This is a genomic window from Candidatus Poriferisodalis sp. (assembly GCF_965221945.1).
GTDB lineage: Bacteria > Actinomycetota > Acidimicrobiia > Acidimicrobiales > Poriferisodalaceae > Poriferisodalis.
Genome location: NZ_OZ244925.1, coordinates 3095366 through 3116429, shown reverse-complemented (window position 1 = coordinate 3116429; position 21064 = coordinate 3095366). Strand labels below are relative to the sequence as shown.

Genomic DNA, 21064 nt, shown 5'->3' with positions numbered 1-21064 from the left:
AGACCCGCGTTGGCCTAATCGGCGTGACGGCCGAGGACCATGCGTGTGGGGGAATACACCATCACGAGCTTGCCGTGCTGGTTGAAGACCTCGTTGCGCGTGGTCACGATGCCGCGGTCGCCCCGTGAGGTGAGTCGGGCCGCGGTGACCTCGGCGACCACCTGCAGGGTGTCACCGACGAACGTGGGCCCCTTGACTTCGACAGTGGCGCCCAAGTAGGCCACTCCGGTGTCGGCAATGGCGCCGCCACTGATGATCAAGCCCTCAGCTAGCGACATCACCAAGCTGCCCGGCACAAGTCTCCCGTCATAGCCGGCACGCTCGGCGGCGGTGGCATCCAAGAAGAGCCCCTCGGCGAAGCCGAACTGCGTGGCGTACACGACTAGGTCGGTTTCGGTGATCGTTCGGCGGCTTGTGCTCCAGCGCTTGCCGACGGGTTGCTCGTTAAAGGTCCAGCCCCGATGCGGCCGAGGCGGGAGTCCGGGGATCGCCCCCGAACCACTGCTGCTGCTCTGATCGTCGCTCATGTCGCCTCCTCGCCATGAGTCTGGCAGTGCGGTGCACCCATCGTGTTGACTTGGTGCTGACGACAGGGGACGACGATGAGCGACACAGTGCTTGATCGATCGGGGCTTGATCAACCGAGGCTTGATCAACCAGGGCTTGATCGACCGGGGCTTGATCGACCGGGGCTTGATCGACCGGCACAACCGATCGTCGATGACGACACGGTCGAGCGGTTTCGCGCCGATGGTGTCGTCGTACTCCGCAATGTTGTCGACGCCGAATGGGTGGAGCGACTGCGCGAGGGCGTCGCCGAGGAGATGGCGAACCCGAGTCCGACTGCACACGCCTATGAGTCGACCGGTTTCTTCGGTGGGCTGGACCTGTGGCGTTTCCGTTCGGTGTTCGAAGAATTCGTTCTCCACTCGCGTTTGGGCGAGTACGCGTCGGCCATGTTCGGCTCGCCGACGGTGCGCATGTACTACGACCAGCTCTTCGTCAAGGCCCCCGGCGCGAGCCAGTCGGTGCCGTGGCACAACGATCAGCCCTACTGGCCGATCTCGGGACGCCAGGTGATGTCGTTCTGGATCGCCCTCGACGAGGTGGACGCCACGAACGGCAGGGTCGAGTACGTGCGGGGTTCGCATGCCTGGGACCGTTGGTTCCAACCGCGCACCTTCGCACCGACCAACGCTCACGACTACAAGCAGAACCCTGACTACGAGCCGGCGCCCGATGTCGAGGCTGACCGCGACGCCTACGACATCGTGTCGTTCGATCTCCAGCCGGGTGACGCCGTCGCGTTCTGGGCGATGATCCTCCACGGTTCGCGGGGCAACTCGAACCCCGGCCGCGCCCGCAGGGGCTACGCCGCGCGCTACATCGGCGACGACGTCCGCTACGACCCCCGCATCGGCACGGCCGACGCGCTGCACTATGCCGAATTGGTGCCTGGCGCGCCGATGGAGACCGACCACTACCCGATCGTGTGGCCCCGCCCGGCCTGAGCGGCCACGCCGTCAGTCCAACGGCGCTCGGCGAGCCGCCGGATTCCACCCCTTCCACGAACTGAACAGGAGCTCTCGTGCACAAACACGCTTCGACCGCCCAGATTGACGCCGTTGCGGAAGGCGACCCCGACGAGCCGGTCGTGATGCTCAACCTGCTGCGCTACCGCGAGACCGCCGAGTCGGGCTATGGCGTCGACGGCCTGTCCGGACAGGCCGCCTACCGGGAATATGGACGCCGCTTCGCCGAGCTGCACCCTCGATTCGGCGGCGAGCCGATCTGGATGGGGTGTGCCGGGCACACGGCGGTCGGCCCGACCTCGGAGCAGTGGGACATTGCCATCCTGGTTCGCTATCCCACGCGCGCCCAGTTCCTTGCGATGTTCCGCGACCCTGACTACTTGGCCATCGCGCCTATCCGAGCGGCAGCGCTGGAAGATTCCCGCATCATCGAGACCACCCAGCTTCTGCCAAGGGTCTGAGCGCGACGGCAGCTCCGCCGACCCTGGGCTGTCAGCCGATGCGGCCTGCTACGCGTTGACTAGAGCGCTGTTGTGGCTGCCGATGGTGCCGGACTGCATCGTCACGGCGACCTGAAGCACCGCGTCGCTGCCGCCGGCGAAGTTCTCACCGAGACCATCACTCATGGCGAACATATCGATCCCCTTGGCCCCGTAATCACGGGTATGAGGCCGAAATGAGTGCGGGCGCGATGCCGCTCAGCATGTCCGCGGGCACGCGTTGCTCACAGGGTCCAGAATGACGAAATGGACGATGCGAATGAAGCGACGAGCAGTGCACTGACACCGTCCGACGAGACGCTGATCGACCGATTGGGGGCTCGCGGCATCGAGCCGATGGAACCGATCATCGCCAGCGTCGCCGTGGTGGCCCCGCCTGCCGACGTCTGGGAGGCCATCAGCGAGTCCGGCAACCTCACCAACATCCACCCGTTCTGCGAGCGCAACGAGGTGAAGCGCTGGGACGGTGCACGCAGCCGCGATCACGTCTACTACTACAGCGGCGTTCACTACCAGCGCGAGTTCCTCGACTGGTTCGACGGCGCCGGTTACGACTTGGTGCTCGGCCCGCCACAAGCCCGCACTGCGCTCGTCCGTTGGCGCATCACCGAGCCTGCGGAGAGTAAGACGTCGGCGGACAGCGCCGGATCACCCGGGTGCGAGTTCACCATCAAGGTCGTGGCACTGCTGCGCGACGACGTGCCGGCCGCTGAGCGAGAGCACTATGCCGAGCATATGATCCGGCGAGCGCTGCCGTCATATCTCGACTCGGTCGTGCGCGGCACGGCGTTCTATGCCGAGACCGGCACACCCGTCACGAAGAACCAGTTCGGCACCCACCCCATCTACTCGCCAGCCGACTGATTGCGCCGGTGCCCCGCAGCGCCACCAAACCGACCCGCGCCGAGAACGCGCCGGCCAACGCTGAGCGAAGCCGAGAGGGGACTACTAAGTTCGCCCGGCATGGGTGAATTCTGTTATTCGGAACGCGACGGGCACCTGTTCGTCGTGACGATCAACCGGCCGGAGCGGATGAATGCACTGCACCCGCCGGGCAATGCCGAGATGTCGGACCAGTTCGACGAATTCCAGAACGACCCGGATCTCTGGGTCGCGATTGTGACCGGCGAGGGTGACCGGGCGTTCTCTGCAGGCAACGACTTGAGGTACCAGGCCGAGGGTGGTGATCGTTCGGCTATGCCGTCGTCGGGTTTCGGCGGATTGACGTCGCGCTGGGACCTCGACAAGCCAGTGATCGGAGCCGTGAATGGCGTAGCGATGGGCGGCGGCTTCGAGATCGCGCTGGCCTGCGACATCATCGTCGCATCGGAGAACGCGCTGCTGGCGTTGCCAGAGCCGAAGGTGGGCCTGGCTGCGCTTGCGGGTGGAGTTCACCGGCTGCCGCGACACATCGGGCTGAAGCGGGCCATGAGCATGATGCTGACCGGCCGTCACGTGCCCGCAGCTGAGGCCAAGGAGTTGGGCATCGTCGCCGAGGTGGTCCCCAAAGGCGAGGCGTTGGCATGCGCCCGTCGCTGGGCCGAGATGATCCTCGAATGCTCGCCGATGTCCATCCGCGCGACCAAGCAAGCTGCGATGCAGGGCCTCAACGAGGCCAGCGTGCGAGCAGCGCACGAAGGCCGCTACGACGCGGTGCGAGCGATGAACAACAGCGCCGACTTCATCGAGGGCCCCCGCGCATTCTCCGAGAAGCGCCCACCCCAGTGGCAGGGCCGCTAGCGGATGTTCCCAGGCCTGGGCCGAGTCAATCGGCTCCAGGCACCCAGCTCGTGCCGGCCAGCGGCACCTTGGCCATGGCGGCAGCCTCGACTGTGAGCGCAGCGAGGTCTTCGGGTTCCAGGTTCAGGACGTGGGACTTGCCGTTCGCGCGGGCCAGGATCTGCGTCTCGATAGTGAGCACCTGCAAGTAGTTGGCCAGGCGCCGCCCGGCCAGCACCGGGTCGAGCCGGGCCGACAGCTCAGGGTCTTGGGTGGTGATGCCGGCCGGGTCAGTGCCGGCTTGGAAGTCCTCCCAGAAGCCCGCTGAGGTTCCTAGCGCCTGGTATTCGGCCTCATAGGCGGGGTCGTTGTCGCCGATGGCGATCAGTGCAGCAGTGCCGATCGACGCAGCGTCGGCGCCCAGCGCCAGTGCCTTCGCCACATCCGCGCCTGAGCGGAAGCCGCCTGCTGCGATGAGCTTCACCTCACGGCGGTGAACGCCGAGCTCGCGCAGGGCCCGTACGGCTTCGGGAATCGCAGCGACCGTCGGGATGCCGACGTGCTCGATGAACACGTCTTGTGTCGCGGCGGTGCCCCCCTGCATGCCGTCGACCACCACGGCGTCGGCGCCGGCCTTCACCGCCAGCGCTGTGTCGTAGTAGGGGCGTGCGGCACCCACCTTCACGTAGATCGGCACCTTCCAGTCGGTGATCTCGCGCAGCTCGCCGATCTTGATTTCCAGGTCGTCGGGACCGGTCCAGTCAGGATGGCGGCACGCCGAGCGCTGGTCGATCCCGGTGGGCAGCGTGCGCATCTCGGCCACCCGCTCGGTGATCTTCTGGCCGAGCAGCATCCCGCCGCCGCCCGGCTTGGCCCCCTGGCCCACCACCACCTCGATGGCATCGGCCACCCGCAGATGGTCGGGGTTCATGCCGTAGCGAGACGGCAGGTACTGGTAGACGAGCACCGAGGAGTGCTCGCGCTCCTCGGTGGTCATGCCGCCGTCGCCGGTGGTGGTGGAGGTCCCCGCCGCCGACGCGCCCCGGCCGAGCGCTTCTTTGGCTTGGGCCGACAGCGAGCCGAAGCTCATGCCGGCGATGGTGACCGGGATCTTCAGGTGCACTGGCCGCTCGGCCCGGTCCTCGCCGATCACCACATCGGTGCCGCAGGCCTCGCGGTATCCCTCCAGCGGGTAGCGCGACATCGACGCCCCGAGGAACACGAGGTCGTCGAGGGTGGGCAGGCGGCGCTTGGCCCCCCATCCCCGGATGCGGTAGATGCCGGTGTTGGCAGCCCGACGGATCTCGGCGATCACGTTGCGGTCGAACGTGTACGACTCGCGCAGGTGCCAGTAGTCAGGGTCAGTGTTGGCGAGAGGCGCCGAGTTGCCGGTCGGTGTGGGGCCGCCGTTCGGTGTCCCAGCCGGTGTCCCAGTCATCGGATGGCCGTCGCCGTGCCGGCTGCGGCGGTCGCTTGCAGTGCGTCCACGTCGTCGATGGTGAAGTTGTAAAGGCGCCGGGCCGAGCCGTAGCGGCGAAAGTCGCCGGCGTTAGCCCCATCAGTCGCCCCGCCAGCCGCGGCCAGCAGCCGGGCCAGCGTGTCGAGATGTTCGGGCCGCATCTCCTTGGGTACACAGTCCGCGCCCAGCGACTCTACGTCGCCCCGTACAAAGATCTGCGCCTCGTAGATGGAGTCGCCCAAGTCCGCCGCAGCATCGCCACACACCACCAGGTTCCCGGCTTGGGCCATGAACGCACTCATGTGGCCGACGTTGCCGCCTACCACGATGTCGACGCCCTTCATGGAGATGCCACACCGGGCGCCCGCATTGCCCCCCACAACCAGGAGGCCACCGCAGCCCGTCGCGCCCGCTGACATGGTGGCGTTGCCGGTGATGCGCACCACCCCGGACATGATGTTCTCGGCCAGTCCAGTGCTGGCATTGCCCTCCACCAGGATCCGGCCGCGCTGGTGCATGCCAGCGCAGTAGTAGCCCACCGAGCCGCGCACCACTACGTCGATCGCGGCAGCGATGCCACACGCAACCGCATGGGCGCCGCGGGGATTGACAATGTTGAAGGACTCTCCGTCGGGGGCGTTGTGCAGTGCCTGATTGAGTTCTCGCCGGCTCACCTCGGCGAGATCGAAGACGCGCGCGGCCCCGCTCATGCCGCTCGGCCCCTCACGCCGCCAGACTCCACGCGTAGATGCGGGCCGGCTCCGGCTCCCATATTTCGGCATCGGTCGCGCCGGGCAGGCGCGCAATGGCTCGGTACTCCGACGACATGGCCACCCAGTCGTCCGTCTCGGCCACCACCGCAGGCTTGCAGGCGATGGGGTCGCGCAGGATGGCGAATCCGTCGGCCACGCCAATCGCAAACGTGTAGAAGCCGTCCAGGTCGCCCAGCGCACCCTCAAGTGCCTCGGAAATGGTGTTGCCCGAGCGCATCCGCCACGACAGGTAGCCGGCCGCCACCTCGGAGTCGTTCTCGGTCTGGAACGATTCGCCCTGGGCCTCCAGGAATCGCCGCAGCCGGTTGTGGTTCGACAGCGATCCGTTGTGCACCAGGCAGGTGTCTGCGCCGGTGACGAACGGGTGCGAGCCGTTGGTGGTCACCGCCGATTCGGTGGCCATGCGGGTGTGGGCCAAGGCATGGGTGCCGGTGCGCCCCGCAAGGTCGTAACGCTCAGCCACCAGGTGCGGGTCGCCCACCGCCTTGTACAGCTCGATCTGGTCGCCGTAGCTCAGCACCGACGCGCCCGCCACGTTGTCGATGATCCATTGGCGGACGGTGCGGCCATCGCCGCCGGTGGTGAACACGGCGTGGTCGTGCACCGCCCGTACCGTCACCTCAGCGTCCAGCACCACTTCCAGCGCGGCCGCAACCGGGCCCCAGTCCACCTCGCGCCCCTCGGCCAGCACGGTGACACGGGTGCGACCGTCGGTGCCCGGGTCGTATACGGCGAACCCGGCACTGTCGGGGCCGCGGTCGCGCATTTCCCGCAGCATCACTGCCGTGAGCCGGCCCAGCTCGTGCCGGTGGGTCTCGGTTTTGCAGAACAGGCCCACGATGCCGCACATGGCGCTCCTCCGCCCGACGGTCCTCGTCGCCGTCAGTCCAGCCCCGAACCGTAGCGCCCAGCCAAATTCGGCCACGCCGTTGAGTACTGTCGGCGGCGGGACAGCGCTCAGGTCGGGCCGATGAGGGCTCGGACAGTGAGGGCACGATCACAGGGGGAACGCCATGAGCAACGGCACTGACGCAGTCGACGAGATCCGCAGCCGGGCCGAGGCTGACGGCGTGGAGTTCATCTACGCCATGTTCGTGGAGATGCACGGAAAACCGTGCGCCAAGCTGGTGCCGATCAGCGCCTTGGACGGTTTGATGAGCGACGGCGCCGGCTTTGCAGGCTTTGCGGCTGGCCCGATGGGCCAGGATCCCTCCAGCCCCGACATCCTGGCCCTGCCCGATCCGGCCTCGTATACACAGCTGCCATGGCAGCCGAACGTGGCCGCAATGCAGTGCGATCCCACCGTGGAGGGCGAGCTGTGGCCATATTCGCCCCGGGTGATCCTGCGCCGGGCGCTTGAAGCGGCGGCCGAGCGCAACCTCGTGCTGAAGTGCGGCGTGGAGGCCGAGTACTCGCTGGTGGTGCGCAACGACGACGGCTCCATCTCAGTGGCCGACGAACGCGACAACATGACGCTGCCGTGTTACGACGCCAAGGGCCTCACCCGGATGCTGCCGCACCTGGTGGCGGTGTCGAAGAACCTCGACGTGATGGGCTGGGGCAACTACGCCAACGACCACGAGGACGCCAACGGCCAGTACGAGCAGAATTGGCTGTACTCCGACGCGCTCACCACTGCCGATCGGCTGATCCTGTTCCGGCTGATGGTGCACACCCTGGCTCAGCGCGATGGCCGCTACGCCACGTTTATGCCTAAGCCCTTTGCTGACAAGACCGGCAACGGACTGCATACCCATCTGAGCCTGTGGACCGCCGACACCGACGAACCGCTGTTCATCGGCGGCAGCGGCGGCGGGCCCGACACCAAGGGACTGGGCCTGAGCGACCTCGCCTACAAGTTCGTGGGCGGGATCACCCGCCACGCCCGCTCCCTGGTGGCGGTGGTCTGCCCGATCGTTAACTCCTACAAGCGCATGGGGGTGGGCGCGCCCACCTCAGGAGCCACCTGGGCACCGGCGTACGCGGCGTACGGCGGAAACAACCGCACGCAGATGATCCGCATCCCCGAGCCCGACCGGATCGAGATACGTCTGGGTGACGGCGCCGCCAACCCGTACCTGATGTTCGCGACGTACCTGGCCTGCGGACTCGACGGCATCGACAACGACATCGACCCGGGCGATCCGAACACCGACAACCTGCATGCCCTGTCTGCCGAAGAGGTGGCAGCCAAGGGGATCGAGGTGCTGCCGCCCACCCTGCTGCACGCCGCCGAGGAACTCGCTTCCTGTGACGTCATCGGCGCCGGACTGGGGGACACCGCCGAGGGTCCCTATCGCGACTATTTCGTGAAGGTGAAGAAGGACGAGTTCCTGGCTCACCACAGCGTGGTCACCGCCGGAGAGGTCGACCAGTACCTCACGTTGTTCTAAGAGGGGGAGCCATGAGCGCACCAGATATGGCGGCAGAACGGGCCACCGAGCGCGCTGTCGCGGTCGCTGACGCGATGGAGGACATTGCGAAGATCGACGCGCACGGCCGTGAGCACGGCGGTATCGACCGTGGCGGGGTTGAGCGCATCCGCGAACGGCTGCTGCAGCTGGCCGAGCGCGACGACCTGTTCCCGCTCGAGGACTTCCCGCCGCCGGCCGAGGGGCGCAGCACCCGCATGTACCGGATCGCACAGAACGACGACGACGAGCTGGCGCTGTATGTGCAAAGCGTGCGCGACGGCACCGCCGCGCCGCCGCACGAGCACACTACGTGGGCGGTGATCGTGGGCATGCGAGGCCAGGAGCTGAACCGCTTCTACGACCGGTGCGCCGACGAGGGAGAACCACAGGCCGTTCGTGAGGTCATGGTCGAACGCTGCACCGGCGTGGCAATGCTGGGCCACGATCTGCACTCGATCCATATCGAGGGCGCGTCGACCAACTTCCACTGCTACGGCCTGGCGCTCGAACGGCTCAAGGAGCGAAGGTTCTGGCACGCCGACGACAGCGAGTGGCGCGTGTACTACGACGTCGGCCACATCGTCGAAGCCCGCCCGGGCCACCCCGCAACCGCCGTTGCCTGAGAGACACCTGCGCCCCGCGCATCACCGACCAGGAGAGTTTGATGGCTGACGTCCGCGCCGTGACGGCGGCTGAGCTGATGGAGCGGCACCGCGGGTTGCTGGGCCGCGACGGCACTGAGTTGGCGCTGGTGGATGCCCGCGAGCCCACGGAGTTCACCCGCCGGCACCTGCTCTATGCCGCCAACCTGCCGCTGAGCCATGTGGGGCTCGAAGTTGCGGCGCGCATCGGGCGGCCAGGCACATCGGTGGTGGTGTGCGACGACGGTGGGGGAGAGGCCGCGGCGGTGGCGCTGGAGCTCACCGTGCTCGGTTACACCGACGCCGCGGTGCTCGACGGCGGCATCGACGCCTGGGCGGCTGCAGGTGGCGAGCTGTACTCGGGCATCAACGTGCCGTCGAAGCTGTTCGGCGAGTTGGTCGAAGGACACTTCGGTACTCCGCATGTGACCGCTGAGGAGCTCTCGGGCTGGCTGGTCGACGGTCGGGACTTGGTGGTGGTGGATTCGCGCACCCGCCGGGAGTTCAACCGCATGAGCATTCCGACCGGTCGGTCGTGCCCGGGCGGCGAATTGGTGCGCCGGGTCCACGAACTGGTCGACGACGGCACCACGGTGGTTGTCAATTGCGCCGGGCGGACCCGCAGCATCATGGGAGCGCAATCGCTGCGCTCGGCTGGGCTGGAGCGAGTCGTGGCGTTGAAGGACGGCACCATGGGATGGGAGCTGGCTGGGCTGCAGCTGGAGCATGGCTGCGACGAGTTGGTTCCCGAGCCGGGCGTTGGCGGGCGACAGCAGGCGCTCGCAGCGGCTGGGGCAGTGGCCGAACGGTGCGGCGTGCGCACGATTGACCGCGACCAGCTGGGGGTCTGGCTGGCCGGCAGTGACCGCACGACGTACTTCATGGACGTACGCACACCCGGGGACTACGCCGCCGGGCACCTGGCGGGAGCGCTGTGCGCACCGGGCGGCCAACTCGTCCAGGCCACCGATGAGTACCTGGTGACCCGAGGGGCGCGGGTGGTATTGGCTGACCACGACGGCATCGGCGCCACTATGTCGGCCTCGTGGCTCATCCAGATGGGCTGGGACGCCTGGGTGCTCGAGCCCGATTGGCTGGACGAGCCAGGGTTGGTAGCCGGCCGCAATGACGACGCTGAAGCAGCGCGCCGCTCACGTCAGCCGCCGCTGCCGTACGACCCCGAAGACGCCGAAGTGGCCCGAGCCGCCATGCAGGCCTACCTCGACTGGGAAGTGGCCCTGCCCGACCAGTACGCCCGCGACGACCTGGTCGAATTCCGTTTCTGTTCGTGATCCGTCCGCGTCTACGCTGGCGTCATCGCGCGATGCGAGCGGGACGGCCCCGGGCGCACGGCTCTATGAGATAGCCCGGGTCCGTCCCGCCGATCGCGCAACGTAGTTCTTGCGCACTATTGGTGAATTTCGATTTATTTCGAGCTACCCCAAACAGCGGCGGCTCTTATAGTCCCGCGTAGCGCTGGATGGTCTCGGCCCACGAGCTGGCGTCGTCGGGCGTGGCGATCACGGTCTGCAGACCGGCCATTGGTGACACCGGCACCGCAATCCGGCTGACCCCCCGACGGGCGAGCTCCGGTATCTCGTCGAGGTCCGCAGGCACCGACACCGTGATCTCCAGCGCATCGGGATCCCGTTCGTGCTCTACGACGGTCTGGCGGGCCAAGTCGATGAGGTCCCAGGGCGCACCGCGGGCGGGGAAGTAGCCGTCGCCGAGCCGCCCCGCCCGTCGCGCAGCAACTTTCGAATCGCCGCCCACGATGATCGGCACCGAGCCGTTCACCGGCTGCGGCCGGCAGTACGCGGCATCGAAGTTCACGAACTCGCCCCCGAACGTGGGCCGATCGGCTGACCACAGCTCCCGCATGGCGGCCACGTACTCGTCGGTGCGGCGCCCGCGGTCGTCGAAGTGATCGCCGACGCCGATGGCTTCGAATTCCTCACGCATCCAGCCCACGCCGATGCCCAGCAGGACGCGTCCACCGGACATGTGGTCGAGCGTGGCGATCTGCTTGGCGCACACGACCGGGCTGTGCTGGGGCACGATCAGGATGCCGGTGGCGAAGTTGATGGTGGACGTGACGCCAGCCATGTAGGCCATCCACATCAGCGGATCGGGCAGCAGCAGATCCTCCACGCCGCCGGCCATCTTGCCGTCAGGGCTGTAGGGGTACTGCGACTGGTAGCCCGACGGAATCACGGTGTGCTCCACCGTCCACGCCGATTCGAATCCGGCGGCCTCGCCCGCCTGAACGAGCTCTGCCGCCAGCGCCGTGTCGGTGGCGAACTTGCCGGTGTTGCAGTACCTGAGCCCGAACTTCATGTTGCTGTTCCCCTTGTCTGTGCTGCTGCTGCGGCTCGCAGTTTCGCACGCAGTCCTGTTTCAGGACGGGTCTGAGCCAATACCGTGCCTGCACGTCACCGGCCTTGGAGCACCCATGCCGTTCTTGCCTCATGTCTCGGACACCTTCGACTCGTCGCGCTGGGCGGCAGTCGACGGGTTCGACTTCACCGACATCACCTACCACCGCAGCACGGAACACGGGACAGTTCGCATCGCGTTCGACCGGCCAGACGTGCGCAACGCCTTCCGCCCGCACACGGTGGACGAGCTGTACCGGGCGCTCGACCATGCCCGCATGACGCCCGATGTGGGCTGCATCCTGCTGACCGGGAACGGTCCGGCGTCGGCCGACGGGGGTTGGTCGTTCTGCTCAGGAGGCGACCAGCGCATCCGTGGCCGGGACGGGTATCGCTATGCCGACGGCGAGACTGCTGCAGACATCGACCCGGCCCGCACCGGGCGCCTGCACATCCTGGAGTGCCAGCGCCTCATCCGGATGATGCCCAAGGTGGTGATCTGCGTGGCGAGCGGATGGGCAGCGGGCGGCGGCCACAGCCTGCACGTCGTCTGCGACCTGACCATCGCCTCGGCCGAGCACGCCCGCTTCCGCCAGACCGACACCAACGTCGCCAGCTTCGACGGCGGCTTCGGCTCGGCCTACCTGGCCCGCCAGATCGGCCAGAAGAAGGCTCGAGAGATCTTCTTCCTCGGTCGCACGTACTCCGCCCAGGAGCGTTTCGACATGGGCGATGTGAATGCGGTGGCGCCCCACGCCGAACTGGAGTCGGTGGCGCTGGAGTGGGCGGCCGAGATCGTCTCCCGTTCGCCGACGGCACAGCGGATGGCCAAGTTCGCGTTCAACCTCATCGACGACGGGCTCGTCGGCCAGCAAGTGTTCGCGGGGGAGGCCACCCGGCTGGCCTACGGCACTGACGAAGCCGCCGAGGGCCGTGATGCCTTCCTGGAGAAGCGGGACCCCGAATTCGAGCAGTTCCCCTGGCACTTCTGAGCGGGTTGGGCTCCAAACGCGCTCTAGGCAGGGCGCAGACGCTGCATGAGCGTCACATCGAGCCAACGGCCGAACTTGCGACCCACTTCTCGCTCCACGCCGATGAGCTCGAAGCCGTGCTTGACGTGCAGCGCTACTGAGGCCGCACCGGCATCGGCGATGCGGGCGAAGATTGCGTGAAACCCGTGCTCGTCGGCGAGGGCGACGAGGTTGCCGAGCAGCAGGCCGCCCGCACCGCGTCCCTGGTGGTCGCGATGGACGTAGATGGAGTCCTCGACGCTGGTCAAGTACGCCGGCCGAGTCCGGTACGGCGACAGGCACGCCCAGCCCAGCACAGTGTCGCCAATTGTTGTGTCGTCAGTTGTCTCGGGGACTGCCACGATGCACGGGTAGGCACCCGAATGGTCTCGCATCCAGGCCGCCTGCTCGGCAGCAGTGCGCGGCACCATGTCGAATGTCGCAGTGCCCTCGGTGACTTCGCGGTTGTAGATCTCCGCGATCGCGTCGGCATCGGCCATCGTGGCCAGCCGGATTCGCATGGCAGCGAAGCTATCGGGGGTCCACAGCTACACTCCGGACCCCACAAACTTCCGCGCACATCGCTCGGGATGCGCACGGATGTCGCCCCGTTAGCTCAGTAGGTAGAGCACAGCCATGGTAAGGCTGGTGTCGCCGGTTCGATTCCGGCACGGGGCTCGCCGCTACCCTGCGGCGCAGACGGCGGGATAGCTCAGTTGGTCAGAGCGCACGGCTCATAATCGTGAGGTCCCGGGTTCGAGCCCCGGTCCCGCTACCACCGGCAGCGGCGGCCGCTTGCGGTCGCCGCCATGAGCGCAGCATCGTGAGGTTCCGCTGCGCCGCAGCTTTGCTGCGGGCATTGGGCACAGTGAGCCCCGGTCCCGATACTGGATCTGGACGCGACCCAGATTGCTGCCGGTAGCGTGTTGCGGCGGACATTCGCCCAGAAAGCCCGCATCCTCGCTGAGGGCAGTAGCTCAATTTGGTAGAGCACCGGTCTCCAAAACCGGCGGTTGCGGGTTCAAGTCCCTCCTGCCCTGCGCTTCCGCCGTCCTGTTGACCGTCAGCCGGGCGGACCGACCATGCCCAAGCCCCTGAAATTCTGAGCCGGAGACTTTCCCGATGGCCATGAACCGACGGACACGCCGTCACCTGCAGCGTCAGGGCGAGATGACGGCTGACGGCGCGCCGGCGGCGAGGCGCGAACGGCGTCAGCCTGCGTCAGCGTCGCCGACCACAGAACGGGCCGGGCCTGCGCAGTTCGTGGGCGAGGTTCGTTCCGAGCTCAAGAAGGTGATCTGGCCGACTCGGGCCGAGATCGTCAACTACTCGATTGTCGTGTTCATCACCATCGTGATCCTGACAGCGATCATTGCCGGCCTCGATTGGATTCTAGGTGAAGGCGTCCTCCGCCTTTTTGACGTGAACTGACGAAGATCTGAACTGACGAACATGAGTGACCCGACCGATACCTCCGCAGAGCCCGACACCGACCCGATGGCGACCGCTCGCCGGTTGCTGAGCTCACAGACGGCCACGACCCTGATGGGACCGGGCCCCGAAACCGCCGAGGCAACTGAGACCGCAGACACCGTCGAGGGAGCCACCGATGAGGCGGGCTTTGCCGACGTGCTCACCGAGGACGACCTGCTCGCTGCCGACGAGCCCGAGGCGAAGCGTGTCTCTCCCTATGACCGGCCGGGCCGCTGGTTCGTCGTGCACACGCAGTCGGGCTACGAGAAGAAGGTCAAGCAGAACCTCGAAGCCCGGATCGGCACATTCGACATGGAGGAACAGATCCTCGAGGTCGCGATCCCGATGGAGGACGTGATCGAGTTCAAGGCCGGCCGCAAGGTTGTCGCCAAGAAGAAGGTTTTCCCCGGCTACCTGCTTATCCGTTGCCGCCCCAGCGACGAGGCGCACCACATGATCCGCAGCACGCCCGGCGTTACCGGGTATGCGGGCCCAGGTGGCAAGCCGTCGTCGCTTCGCCGCCGGGAAGTAGAGGCCTTCCTCGCCGAGCCCGACGACGGGCCCGAAATGCCACGCCGCACCAAGCCGTCGATGATCTTCGAAATTGACGAGAGCGTGCGCATCAAGGAGGGTCCGTTCTCGGACTTCCAGGGTCAAGTGATCGAGATCAACGAGGAGCAGCTGAAGGTGAAGGTGTTGGTGAACATCTTCGGCCGCGAGACCCCCGTCGAACTCGACTTCGTCCAAGTCGCAAAGATCTGAGCCGCGCCAGCGGCCGTCAAAGGCCTGAGCATCCGCGCAGGCAATTTCCGAGGAGCACCCCATGGCAGAAAACCCAGCAAGGTCATCGAGGCGCAAGAAAGTCACCGCGATCGTGAAGATCCAAATTCCCGCCGGGCAGGCTTCGCCGGCACCGCCGGTGGGCACCGCGCTGGGTCCACACGGCGTGGCGATCATGGACTTCTGCAAGGAGTACAACTCCAAGACCGAGAGCCAGCGCGGCACGATCGTGCCCGTCGAGATCACGATCTTCGAGGACCGGACGTTCACGTTCGTGACCAAGACGCCGCCGACATCGGTTCTGCTGCGTCAAGCGGCTGGGCTCGAGAAGGCCGCGAACAATCCCGGTCGGGAGACGGTGGCAGAGGTCACCGAGGCACAGGTCGCCGCGATCGCCACCACGAAGATGCCCGACCTCAACGCCCGTGACCTCGAGGCCGCCAAGCTGCAGGTGATCGGCACCGCGCAGTCGATGGGCATCGAAGTCACCGGCTGAGGCGAACCACAGGAGACCCCCATATGTCAGGAAAGAAGTACGCCGACACCGTCCGTCGCTTTGACCGTCAGATGATGCACGAGCCGAGCCAGGCAATCGACATGGTGCGAAGCTTCGCCACGGCGAAGTTCGACGAGTCGGTCGAGCTGTCGATCCGGCTCGGCGTCGATCCGCGCAAGGCCGACCAGATGGTTCGGGGCACAGTTGCGCTGCCGTCAGGCACAGGCGGCGATGTGCGAGTTGCAGTGTTCGCGCAAGGTGATGCGGCCGCGGAAGCCTCCGAGGCAGGTGCCGATGTGGTGGGCGGCGCCGATCTGGCGGAGCGTGTGGAGGGCGGCTTCACCGATTTCGACGTGGCGATCGCGACGCCCGACATGATGGGCGTGGTCGGTCGCCTGGGCAAGGTGCTGGGTCCGCGTGGACTGATGCCGAACCCCAAGTCCGGCACGGTGACCCCCGATGTCGGCAGGGCCGTGGGCGAGTTCAAGGGCGGCAAGGTCGAGTACCGCACGGACCGATACGGCAACGTGCACCTGGCGATCGGCAAGGTCAGCTTCAGCGCCGAGGATCTGAACGCCAATCTTGATGCAGTCATGGGCGAACTGGCTCGGGCAAAGCCGGCCAGCGCCAAGGGTCGATACGTACGCAAGATGGTGGTCTCATCGACGATGGGCCCTGGCATCCGCGTCGACCCCACCATTTTCAACTAACCGTCGGCAGTTGGACGCGTCCGGGGCTCCCGGTAGCGTTTGGGGTTCTACAACCTGCTCGCCGTAGAACTCCGGTGGCTTCGGCCTGAAATCGGCCCCGTCTGAACGTGTTTCAGGGGCTTGCTCAACACGGGCAAGCCACACGGGTCGGGCCTGATGAGGCGGACTGTCTTCCTGTGCGCGGATGCGCTGGGGCGCGGTTCTGTCTGGTCTGCGGACCGGTGCCCGATCCGGGACCGGGAGCGATCAACCAGCCCTACGACAGCGAATCCCGCAGCACAGGAGATCCCCACAGTGCCTACAGCAACAAGCGGGCCAACAGCAACGGCGGCTGAGAAACATACGCCGCGGGCCGACAAGGTAGCCGTGGTGGACGAGGTCCGCGAACGATTCGGTGAGGCCGAAGCGGTGCTGTTCACCGAGTACCGAGGTCTCGACGTGGCCGCGATGGCCGACTTGCGTGGCCGTCTCATCGATGCCGACTGCCGCTACAAGATCTACAAGAACACTTTGGTTCGCCGGGCGCTGTCTGAAAATGCGCCCCCCGGGACGCTCGACTTGCTCGGGGGACCGACAGCCCTTGCCTTCTGTGGCAAGGATCCCTCCGCCGCCGCCAAAGCTCTCCGCACGTTCGCGACCACCCATGAAGCACTCGTCATCAAGGGCGGCGTGCTGGCGGGCACCCTGCTGAACGATGCTCAGGTGCGTGAGCTTGCAGACCTGCCGTCACGCGACGAGCTGATGGCACAGATGCTCGGTGCATTCGCTGCGCCACTCAATGCACTCGCCTCGATGATGAACAACCTGATCGGCGAAGTGTCCGGTCTTGTCCAGGCGCTGATTGACCGCAACTCCACGGAGAACTCAACAGAAACGGAGAACAACCAGTGAGTACATCCACCGAAGAGATCCTCGACGCCATCGGCAACATGACGGTGCTCGAGTTGGTCGAGCTGAAGAAGGCGTTCGAAGAGCGCTTCGACGTCACTGCCGCTGTGGCCGCACCGATGATGGTGGCTGCCGCTGCCGCAGGATCCGACGGCGACGGCGAAGCCGCCCCCGAAGCCGCCGACGAGGTCACCGTCATGCTGACTGCCATCGGCGACAAGAAGGTGCAGGTCATCAAGGAGGTGCGTTCGCTCACGAGCCTGGGTCTCAAGGAGGCCAAGGATCTCGTGGAGGCCGCCCCGAAGGCCGTGCTCGAGGGCGTGCCGAAGGTAGACGCCGACAAGGCCAAAGAGGCCCTCGAAGCTGTCGGCGCCACTGTCGAGCTGTCATAGTCGCGCGCTGCCATCAACTGGCCGCGAACTCGACGTCACGGTTGTGGCGCACGCTAGGGCTGGGTAGCCTCGTTCTGGCCGTGGCACAGGTGGCCTCTCCCTTCGCGCACCCCACCAGTCCCCAGCATCGAGGCCCAGGGTTGAGGTCACCGTTTGCTGCGGACACCTGCGACTGCGCGCGCTTGTGCTCAATCGTCAATGGCCGTCGGCAGTCGCCTGCGACCCATCCCGCACAACTGAACCGCTAGGAGAGTCCGTTGTCGTCTCTTGTCGGCCGCGAACGCTATTCGTTCGGCAACCTCGACGAAGTCCTGGAACTCCCGGACCTCGTGTCCATCCAAAAGGACTCCTTCCAACGCTTCCTCGACGTCGGCCTCGCTGAGACGTTCGCCGACATCAGCCCCATCAGCGACTTCGGTGGGCACTTGCAGCTGGTCTTCTCTTTTGACCCGCACGACGAGGACCTTCGTCCGCCGCCCAAGTTCTCCGTGGAGGAGTGCAAGGAACGCGACATGACGTACTCGGCGCCGATCTTCGTGCGCGCTGAGTTCAAGAACGCCCACACCGGTGAGGTCAAGGCCCAGACCGTGTTCATGGGCGACTTCCCGATGATGACCCCCAAGGGCACGTTCATCATCAATGGCACCGAGCGGGTCGTGGTCAGTCAGCTTGTCCGTTCGCCCGGGGTCATCTTCCAGCCCGGTGAGCGCTACCGGCTGCGGAACATGTCCAAGCACCAGCTGGTGACCGCAACCATTCACCCCTACCGCGGCGAGTGGATCGAGTTCGACGTCGAGCACAAGCCCGGCAAGGACCCGACCGCCGGCAGCCGTGTGGCCCGAAAGCGCCGGCTCAGCATCTTCTCGCTGCTGCGAGCCCTGGGCTACGGCGAAGACCGCTATCCCGGCTTGCTCGAGCGCTTCGTCGAGCACTTCGACTTTCTCGAGCCGCAGTGGGAGAAGGACCGCCACGTCGCGGTCTCCCAGGAACAGTCGGTCATCGAGCTGTACAAGCGGGTGCGTCCTGGCGAGATGGCCACGGCCGACGCCGCCAACAACTACTTCCAGAACGCCTTCTTCGACGATCGCCGGTACTCGCTATCCAAGGTCGGCCGTTACAAGCTGAATCGCAAGCTTGGCCCCGAACTGGATCGCGTGTCGGAGCTGTTCGGCCTCGACTTCGTCGACCGAGACGACCCGCGGGCGCTTGATCATCCCGAGCTCATCCGGCCCGACCCAGAGTCCACGGTGCTCACCCGCAGCGAGGTCCTGGCCACAGCGAGCTACCTGCTGCACCTGGCAAACGCCGAGCCCGGCTACCGGCTCGACGACCAGGACCATTTCGCCAACCGCCGCATCCGCTCGGTCGGCGAGCTGATTCAGAACCAGGTTCGCATCGGGCTGAGCCGTATGGAGCGGGTCGTGCGCGAGCGCATGACCACACAGGATGTCGAGGCGATCACGCCGCAGACGCTCATCAACATCCGGCCGGTCGTGGCGGCCACCAAGGAATTCTTCGGCACCAGCCAGCTCAGCCAGTTCATGGACCAGGTGAATCCGCTGTCGGGCCTCACCCACCGCCGTCGCCTGTCCGCGCTCGGCCCCGGTGGCCTGTCACGCGAGCGAGCCGGTTTCGAGGTACGTGACGTCCACTTCAGCCACTACGGGCGCATGTGCCCCATCGAGACGCCCGAGGGCCCGAACATCGGCCTGATCGGCGCGCTGGCGACGTTCGCCCGCGTCAACGAGTTCGGCTTCATCGAGTCGCCGTACCGCGTCGTCCGCGACGGTGTCTCCACCCGCGAGGTGCGTTACCTGACCGCCGACGAGGAAGAGGAATACGTCGTCGCGCAGGCCAACGCGCCGCTCAATCCCGACGGTTCGTTCCGCAATCCCCGCGTGCTTGTCCGCAAGAGTCCCCAAGGCGCCAGCCTGGAAGACTTGCGCCTGCAGATGGAGCGCGACACCTACTTCGCTGCCACCACCGAGATCAGCTACGTGCCGGCGTCCGAAGTCCAGCTCATGGACGTGTCGCCTAAGCAAATCGTGTCGGTGGCCACAGCGCTGATCCCGTTCCTCGAGCACGACGACGCAAACCGAGCGCTCATGGGCGCCAACATGCAGCGCCAAGCTGTCCCTCTGCTGCGGGCCGAAGCCCCCTACATCGGAACCGGCATCGAGGGTCTGGCCATGGCCGACGCTGCCGAGATGGTCCTGTCCGACATCGACGGCGTCGCGACAGAGGTAACCGGCGACCAGGTCGTCCTGGAATCCGACGACGGCTATGAGCACGTGTTCCCGCTGCTCAAGTTCCGACGCTCCAACCAGGACACCTGCATCAACCAGAAGGCGCTCGTGCGCCCCGGTGACAAGGTGACCGCCGGTCAGGTGATTGCCGACGGGCCGTCAACTGATCACGGCGAGCTGGCGCTGGGCAAGAACCTCCTCGTGTCCTACATGGCCTGGGAGGGCTACAACTTCGAGGACGCCATCATCTTGTCCGAGCGCCTCGTGAAGGACGACGTGCTCACGTCGATCCACATTCACGAGTACGAGATCGACGCCCGCGACACCAAGCTGGGACCCGAGGAGATCACCCGGGACATTCCCAATCTGGCCGACGACATCCTCGCCGACCTCGACGAGCAGGGCATTGTGCGCATCGGTGCCGAAGTCGAGCCAGGCGCTGTGCTGGTGGGCAAGGTCACCCCCAAGGGCGAGACCGAGCTCACGCCTGAGGAACGGCTGTTGCGTGCCATCTTCGGCGAGAAGGCCCGCGAGGTGCGCGACACGTCGCTCAAGGTGCCCCACGGCGAGAACGGCGTCGTCACCGACATCCGGGTGTTCAGCCGCGACAAGGACGACGAGCTGCCACCTGGCGTGAACCAGCTGGTGCGTGTCTACGTGGCCCAGAAGCGCAAGATCAGCGTGGGCGACAAGCTTGCCGGCCGCCACGGCAACAAGGGCGTGATCTCGAAGATCCTCCCGGTCGAGGACATGCCGTACTTGGCCGATGGCACGCCGGTCGACATCATCTTGAGCCCGCTCGGCGTGCCGAGCCGCATGAACGTCGGCCAGGTGCTCGAAGCGCACTTGGGCTACGCGGCCCGCTGGGGTTGGAAGGCCACCGATGAGGGCGGCAATGAGCAGATGATCGGTTCCGAGCCGGTCAGCAACACCGCCCGCAAGACCCGCCCCACCACCGAGCCGTCGGTGTTCATCGCCACCCCGGTGTTCGACGGCGCACGCTGGGACGAGGAAGAGGCTGCTGGACGGCATCCCACGATCCAGCAGACGCTCGAGAACCTGCGGCCGGAGTCGATCACCGGCGAACGACTCATGACCCCTACGGGCAAGACGACGCTCTACAACGGGCGCACCGGCGAGCGCTACGACGAGCCGATCATGGTGGGCTACAGCTACATCTTGAAGCTGGCGCACCTCGTCGACGACAAGATCCACGCCCGCTCCACCGGCCCGTATTCGATGATCACCCAGCAGCCGCTGGGCGGCAAGGCGCAGTTCGGCGGCCAGCGATTCGGCGAGATGGAAGTCTGGGCGCTCGAGGCCTATGGCGCCGCCTACTGCCTGCAGGAGCTGCTCACGATCAAGTCCGACGACGTGCTGGGCCGGGTTCGGGTGTACGAGGCGATCGTCAAGGGCGAGAACATTCCAGAGCCCGGCATCCCTGAGAGTTTCAAGGTGCTCATCAAGGAGATGCAGGCGCTCTGCCTCAACGTCGAGGTCATGTCGACAGCAGGGCATCAGATCGACATCCAGGGTCTCGACGAAGACGTCTTCCGTGCCGAGGAATCGCTGGGCATCGACATCAGTCGGCCCGAGCGCGGCACCGATGAAGAAGATGAACTGCGCCGTCAGCGCATCTGACCGGCGCAACCGAAC

At 66.3% G+C, this 21064-nt stretch carries 22 protein-coding genes and 3 tRNA genes; 18 read left to right on the top strand and 7 right to left on the bottom strand.

Annotated elements, in window-relative coordinates; translation table 11 throughout:
* Positions 1 to 14: 14 nt before the first annotated feature.
* Complete coding sequence (locus tag ACOQPH_RS14600; protein WP_420622079.1) at positions 15 to 527, bottom strand: MaoC family dehydratase; 513 nt, start codon at positions 525 to 527, stop codon at positions 15 to 17.
* A gap of 75 nt (positions 528 to 602) precedes the next feature.
* On the opposite strand from ACOQPH_RS14600, the gene ACOQPH_RS14595 reads away from it, so the two are divergent.
* Together ACOQPH_RS14595 and ACOQPH_RS14590 are read left to right on the top strand one after the other, a co-directional pair.
* Positions 603 to 1511, top strand: a complete 909-nt coding sequence (locus ACOQPH_RS14595) for a phytanoyl-CoA dioxygenase family protein (RefSeq protein ID WP_420622078.1) — start codon at positions 603 to 605, stop codon at positions 1509 to 1511.
* Positions 1512 to 1588: 77 nt separating this feature from the next.
* The gene (locus tag ACOQPH_RS14590) at positions 1589 to 1993 is read left to right on the top strand and encodes a DUF1330 domain-containing protein (protein WP_420622077.1); all 405 of its coding nucleotides are present in this window, start codon (positions 1589 to 1591) and stop codon (positions 1991 to 1993) included.
* Between the two features lie 48 nt (positions 1994 to 2041).
* Here ACOQPH_RS14590 and ACOQPH_RS14585 read toward each other — a convergent pair whose 3' ends face one another.
* Positions 2042 to 2167, bottom strand: coding sequence for a hypothetical protein (locus ACOQPH_RS14585; protein WP_420622076.1), 126 nt, complete (start codon positions 2165 to 2167; stop codon positions 2042 to 2044).
* A gap of 111 nt (positions 2168 to 2278) precedes the next feature.
* Between ACOQPH_RS14585 and ACOQPH_RS14580 the strand changes: the two genes are divergently transcribed.
* Both ACOQPH_RS14580 and ACOQPH_RS14575 read left to right on the top strand, forming a co-directional pair.
* Positions 2279 to 2896: a hypothetical protein gene (locus ACOQPH_RS14580; RefSeq protein ID WP_420622075.1), complete on the top strand. Its 618-nt coding sequence runs from the start codon at positions 2279 to 2281 to the stop codon at positions 2894 to 2896.
* 99 nt (positions 2897 to 2995) lie between these two features.
* Entirely contained in the window at positions 2996 to 3772 is a 777-nt protein-coding gene (locus ACOQPH_RS14575) for an enoyl-CoA hydratase-related protein (protein ID WP_420622074.1), read from the top strand.
* A 25-nt stretch (positions 3773 to 3797) separates the two neighbouring features.
* Here the strand turns inward: ACOQPH_RS14575 and ACOQPH_RS14570 are convergent, their stop codons facing one another.
* The 3 genes from ACOQPH_RS14570 to ACOQPH_RS14560 all read right to left on the bottom strand — a co-directional run bounded on the left by ACOQPH_RS14570 (position 3798) and on the right by ACOQPH_RS14560 (position 6833).
* Positions 3798 to 5096 (bottom strand): FMN-binding glutamate synthase family protein, encoded by a 1299-nt coding sequence (locus tag ACOQPH_RS14570; RefSeq protein WP_420624360.1) that lies wholly within the window; start codon positions 5094 to 5096, stop codon positions 3798 to 3800.
* Between the two features lie 89 nt (positions 5097 to 5185).
* Positions 5186 to 5920, bottom strand: a complete 735-nt coding sequence (locus ACOQPH_RS14565) for a hypothetical protein (protein ID WP_420622073.1) — start codon at positions 5918 to 5920, stop codon at positions 5186 to 5188.
* Positions 5921 to 5933: 13 nt separating this feature from the next.
* Positions 5934 to 6833 (bottom strand): hypothetical protein, encoded by a 900-nt coding sequence (locus ACOQPH_RS14560; protein ID WP_419551191.1) that lies wholly within the window; start codon positions 6831 to 6833, stop codon positions 5934 to 5936.
* 163 nt (positions 6834 to 6996) lie between these two features.
* On the opposite strand from ACOQPH_RS14560, the gene glnT reads away from it, so the two are divergent.
* From glnT to ACOQPH_RS14545, 3 genes are read left to right on the top strand one after another with little or no spacing between them, the layout of a single operon-like run.
* On the top strand, positions 6997 to 8376 hold the full coding sequence (gene glnT, locus ACOQPH_RS14555; protein WP_420622072.1) for a type III glutamate--ammonia ligase: 1380 nt from the start codon (positions 6997 to 6999) through the stop codon (positions 8374 to 8376).
* A gap of 11 nt (positions 8377 to 8387) precedes the next feature.
* Complete coding sequence (locus ACOQPH_RS14550; RefSeq protein ID WP_420622071.1) at positions 8388 to 9020, top strand: cysteine dioxygenase; 633 nt, start codon at positions 8388 to 8390, stop codon at positions 9018 to 9020.
* Between the two features lie 41 nt (positions 9021 to 9061).
* Complete coding sequence (locus ACOQPH_RS14545) at positions 9062 to 10330, top strand: rhodanese-like domain-containing protein (protein ID WP_420622070.1); 1269 nt, start codon at positions 9062 to 9064, stop codon at positions 10328 to 10330.
* A gap of 166 nt (positions 10331 to 10496) precedes the next feature.
* Here the strand turns inward: ACOQPH_RS14545 and ACOQPH_RS14540 are convergent, their stop codons facing one another.
* Positions 10497 to 11375, bottom strand: a complete 879-nt coding sequence (locus ACOQPH_RS14540) for an LLM class F420-dependent oxidoreductase (protein ID WP_420622069.1) — start codon at positions 11373 to 11375, stop codon at positions 10497 to 10499.
* A gap of 115 nt (positions 11376 to 11490) precedes the next feature.
* Here ACOQPH_RS14540 and ACOQPH_RS14535 point away from each other — a divergent pair, with 115 nt between their 5' ends.
* Positions 11491 to 12405, top strand: a complete 915-nt coding sequence (locus ACOQPH_RS14535) for a 1,4-dihydroxy-2-naphthoyl-CoA synthase (RefSeq protein WP_420622068.1) — start codon at positions 11491 to 11493, stop codon at positions 12403 to 12405.
* Positions 12406 to 12428: 23 nt separating this feature from the next.
* On the opposite strand, the gene ACOQPH_RS14530 is transcribed toward ACOQPH_RS14535, so the two are convergent.
* Positions 12429 to 12944: a GNAT family N-acetyltransferase gene (locus ACOQPH_RS14530; RefSeq protein WP_420622067.1), complete on the bottom strand. Its 516-nt coding sequence runs from the start codon at positions 12942 to 12944 to the stop codon at positions 12429 to 12431.
* A gap of 84 nt (positions 12945 to 13028) precedes the next feature.
* Here ACOQPH_RS14530 and ACOQPH_RS14525 point away from each other — a divergent pair.
* From ACOQPH_RS14525 to ACOQPH_RS14480, 10 genes are all read left to right on the top strand, one after another.
* Positions 13029 to 13101 (top strand) — tRNA-Thr (locus ACOQPH_RS14525).
* 23 nt (positions 13102 to 13124) lie between these two features.
* Positions 13125 to 13201: transfer RNA gene (locus ACOQPH_RS14520), tRNA-Met, on the top strand.
* A 188-nt stretch (positions 13202 to 13389) separates the two neighbouring features.
* Positions 13390 to 13463: transfer RNA gene (locus ACOQPH_RS14515), tRNA-Trp, on the top strand.
* Positions 13464 to 13545: 82 nt separating this feature from the next.
* Entirely contained in the window at positions 13546 to 13854 is a 309-nt protein-coding gene (secE, locus tag ACOQPH_RS14510) for a preprotein translocase subunit SecE (protein ID WP_420445489.1), read from the top strand.
* A 21-nt stretch (positions 13855 to 13875) separates the two neighbouring features.
* On the top strand, positions 13876 to 14658 hold the full coding sequence (gene nusG, locus ACOQPH_RS14505; protein WP_420622066.1) for a transcription termination/antitermination protein NusG: 783 nt from the start codon (positions 13876 to 13878) through the stop codon (positions 14656 to 14658).
* Positions 14659 to 14719: 61 nt separating this feature from the next.
* A complete protein-coding gene (gene rplK / locus ACOQPH_RS14500; protein WP_420622065.1) occupies positions 14720 to 15172 on the top strand; it encodes a 50S ribosomal protein L11 in 453 nt (150 codons plus the stop codon).
* A gap of 23 nt (positions 15173 to 15195) precedes the next feature.
* Entirely contained in the window at positions 15196 to 15882 is a 687-nt protein-coding gene (rplA, locus tag ACOQPH_RS14495) for a 50S ribosomal protein L1 (RefSeq protein WP_420622064.1), read from the top strand.
* A 369-nt stretch (positions 15883 to 16251) separates the two neighbouring features.
* Complete coding sequence (rplJ, locus tag ACOQPH_RS14490; RefSeq protein WP_420622063.1) at positions 16252 to 16773, top strand: 50S ribosomal protein L10; 522 nt, start codon at positions 16252 to 16254, stop codon at positions 16771 to 16773.
* Between the two features lie 38 nt (positions 16774 to 16811).
* Positions 16812 to 17162 (top strand): 50S ribosomal protein L7/L12, encoded by a 351-nt coding sequence (rplL, locus tag ACOQPH_RS14485; RefSeq protein ID WP_420624359.1) that lies wholly within the window; start codon positions 16812 to 16814, stop codon positions 17160 to 17162.
* A gap of 257 nt (positions 17163 to 17419) precedes the next feature.
* A complete protein-coding gene (locus ACOQPH_RS14480) occupies positions 17420 to 21049 on the top strand; it encodes a DNA-directed RNA polymerase subunit beta (protein ID WP_420622062.1) in 3630 nt (1209 codons plus the stop codon).
* The last annotated feature ends 15 nt before the right edge of the window (positions 21050 to 21064 follow it).

Bases quoted from the DNA above. Each gene is read 5' to 3' on its own strand.
- glnT (WP_420622072.1), top strand. From the start codon at position 6,997: ATGAGCAACGGCACTGACGCAGTCGACGAGATCCGCAGCCGGGCCGAG.
- rplA (WP_420622064.1), top strand. From the start codon at position 15,196: ATGTCAGGAAAGAAGTACGCCGACACCGTCCGTCGCTTTGACCGTCAG.
- ACOQPH_RS14595 (WP_420622078.1), top strand. From the start codon at position 603: ATGAGCGACACAGTGCTTGATCGATCGGGGCTTGATCAACCGAGGCTT.
- ACOQPH_RS14580 (WP_420622075.1), top strand. From the start codon at position 2,279: ATGGACGATGCGAATGAAGCGACGAGCAGTGCACTGACACCGTCCGAC.
- secE (WP_420445489.1), top strand. From the start codon at position 13,546: ATGGCCATGAACCGACGGACACGCCGTCACCTGCAGCGTCAGGGCGAG.
- rplK (WP_420622065.1), top strand. From the start codon at position 14,720: ATGGCAGAAAACCCAGCAAGGTCATCGAGGCGCAAGAAAGTCACCGCG.
- ACOQPH_RS14565 (WP_420622073.1), bottom strand. From the start codon at position 5,920: ATGAGCGGGGCCGCGCGCGTCTTCGATCTCGCCGAGGTGAGCCGGCGA.
- rplL (WP_420624359.1), top strand. From the start codon at position 16,812: ATGACGGTGCTCGAGTTGGTCGAGCTGAAGAAGGCGTTCGAAGAGCGC.
- ACOQPH_RS14530 (WP_420622067.1), bottom strand. From the start codon at position 12,944: ATGCGAATCCGGCTGGCCACGATGGCCGATGCCGACGCGATCGCGGAG.
- ACOQPH_RS14545 (WP_420622070.1), top strand. From the start codon at position 9,062: ATGGCTGACGTCCGCGCCGTGACGGCGGCTGAGCTGATGGAGCGGCAC.
- ACOQPH_RS14540 (WP_420622069.1), bottom strand. From the start codon at position 11,375: ATGAAGTTCGGGCTCAGGTACTGCAACACCGGCAAGTTCGCCACCGAC.
- nusG (WP_420622066.1), top strand. From the start codon at position 13,876: ATGAGTGACCCGACCGATACCTCCGCAGAGCCCGACACCGACCCGATG.
- ACOQPH_RS14550 (WP_420622071.1), top strand. From the start codon at position 8,388: ATGAGCGCACCAGATATGGCGGCAGAACGGGCCACCGAGCGCGCTGTC.
- ACOQPH_RS14535 (WP_420622068.1), top strand. From the start codon at position 11,491: ATGCCGTTCTTGCCTCATGTCTCGGACACCTTCGACTCGTCGCGCTGG.
- ACOQPH_RS14585 (WP_420622076.1), bottom strand. From the start codon at position 2,167: ATGTTCGCCATGAGTGATGGTCTCGGTGAGAACTTCGCCGGCGGCAGC.
- ACOQPH_RS14600 (WP_420622079.1), bottom strand. From the start codon at position 527: ATGAGCGACGATCAGAGCAGCAGCAGTGGTTCGGGGGCGATCCCCGGA.
- ACOQPH_RS14575 (WP_420622074.1), top strand. From the start codon at position 2,996: ATGGGTGAATTCTGTTATTCGGAACGCGACGGGCACCTGTTCGTCGTG.
- ACOQPH_RS14560 (WP_419551191.1), bottom strand. From the start codon at position 6,833: ATGTGCGGCATCGTGGGCCTGTTCTGCAAAACCGAGACCCACCGGCAC.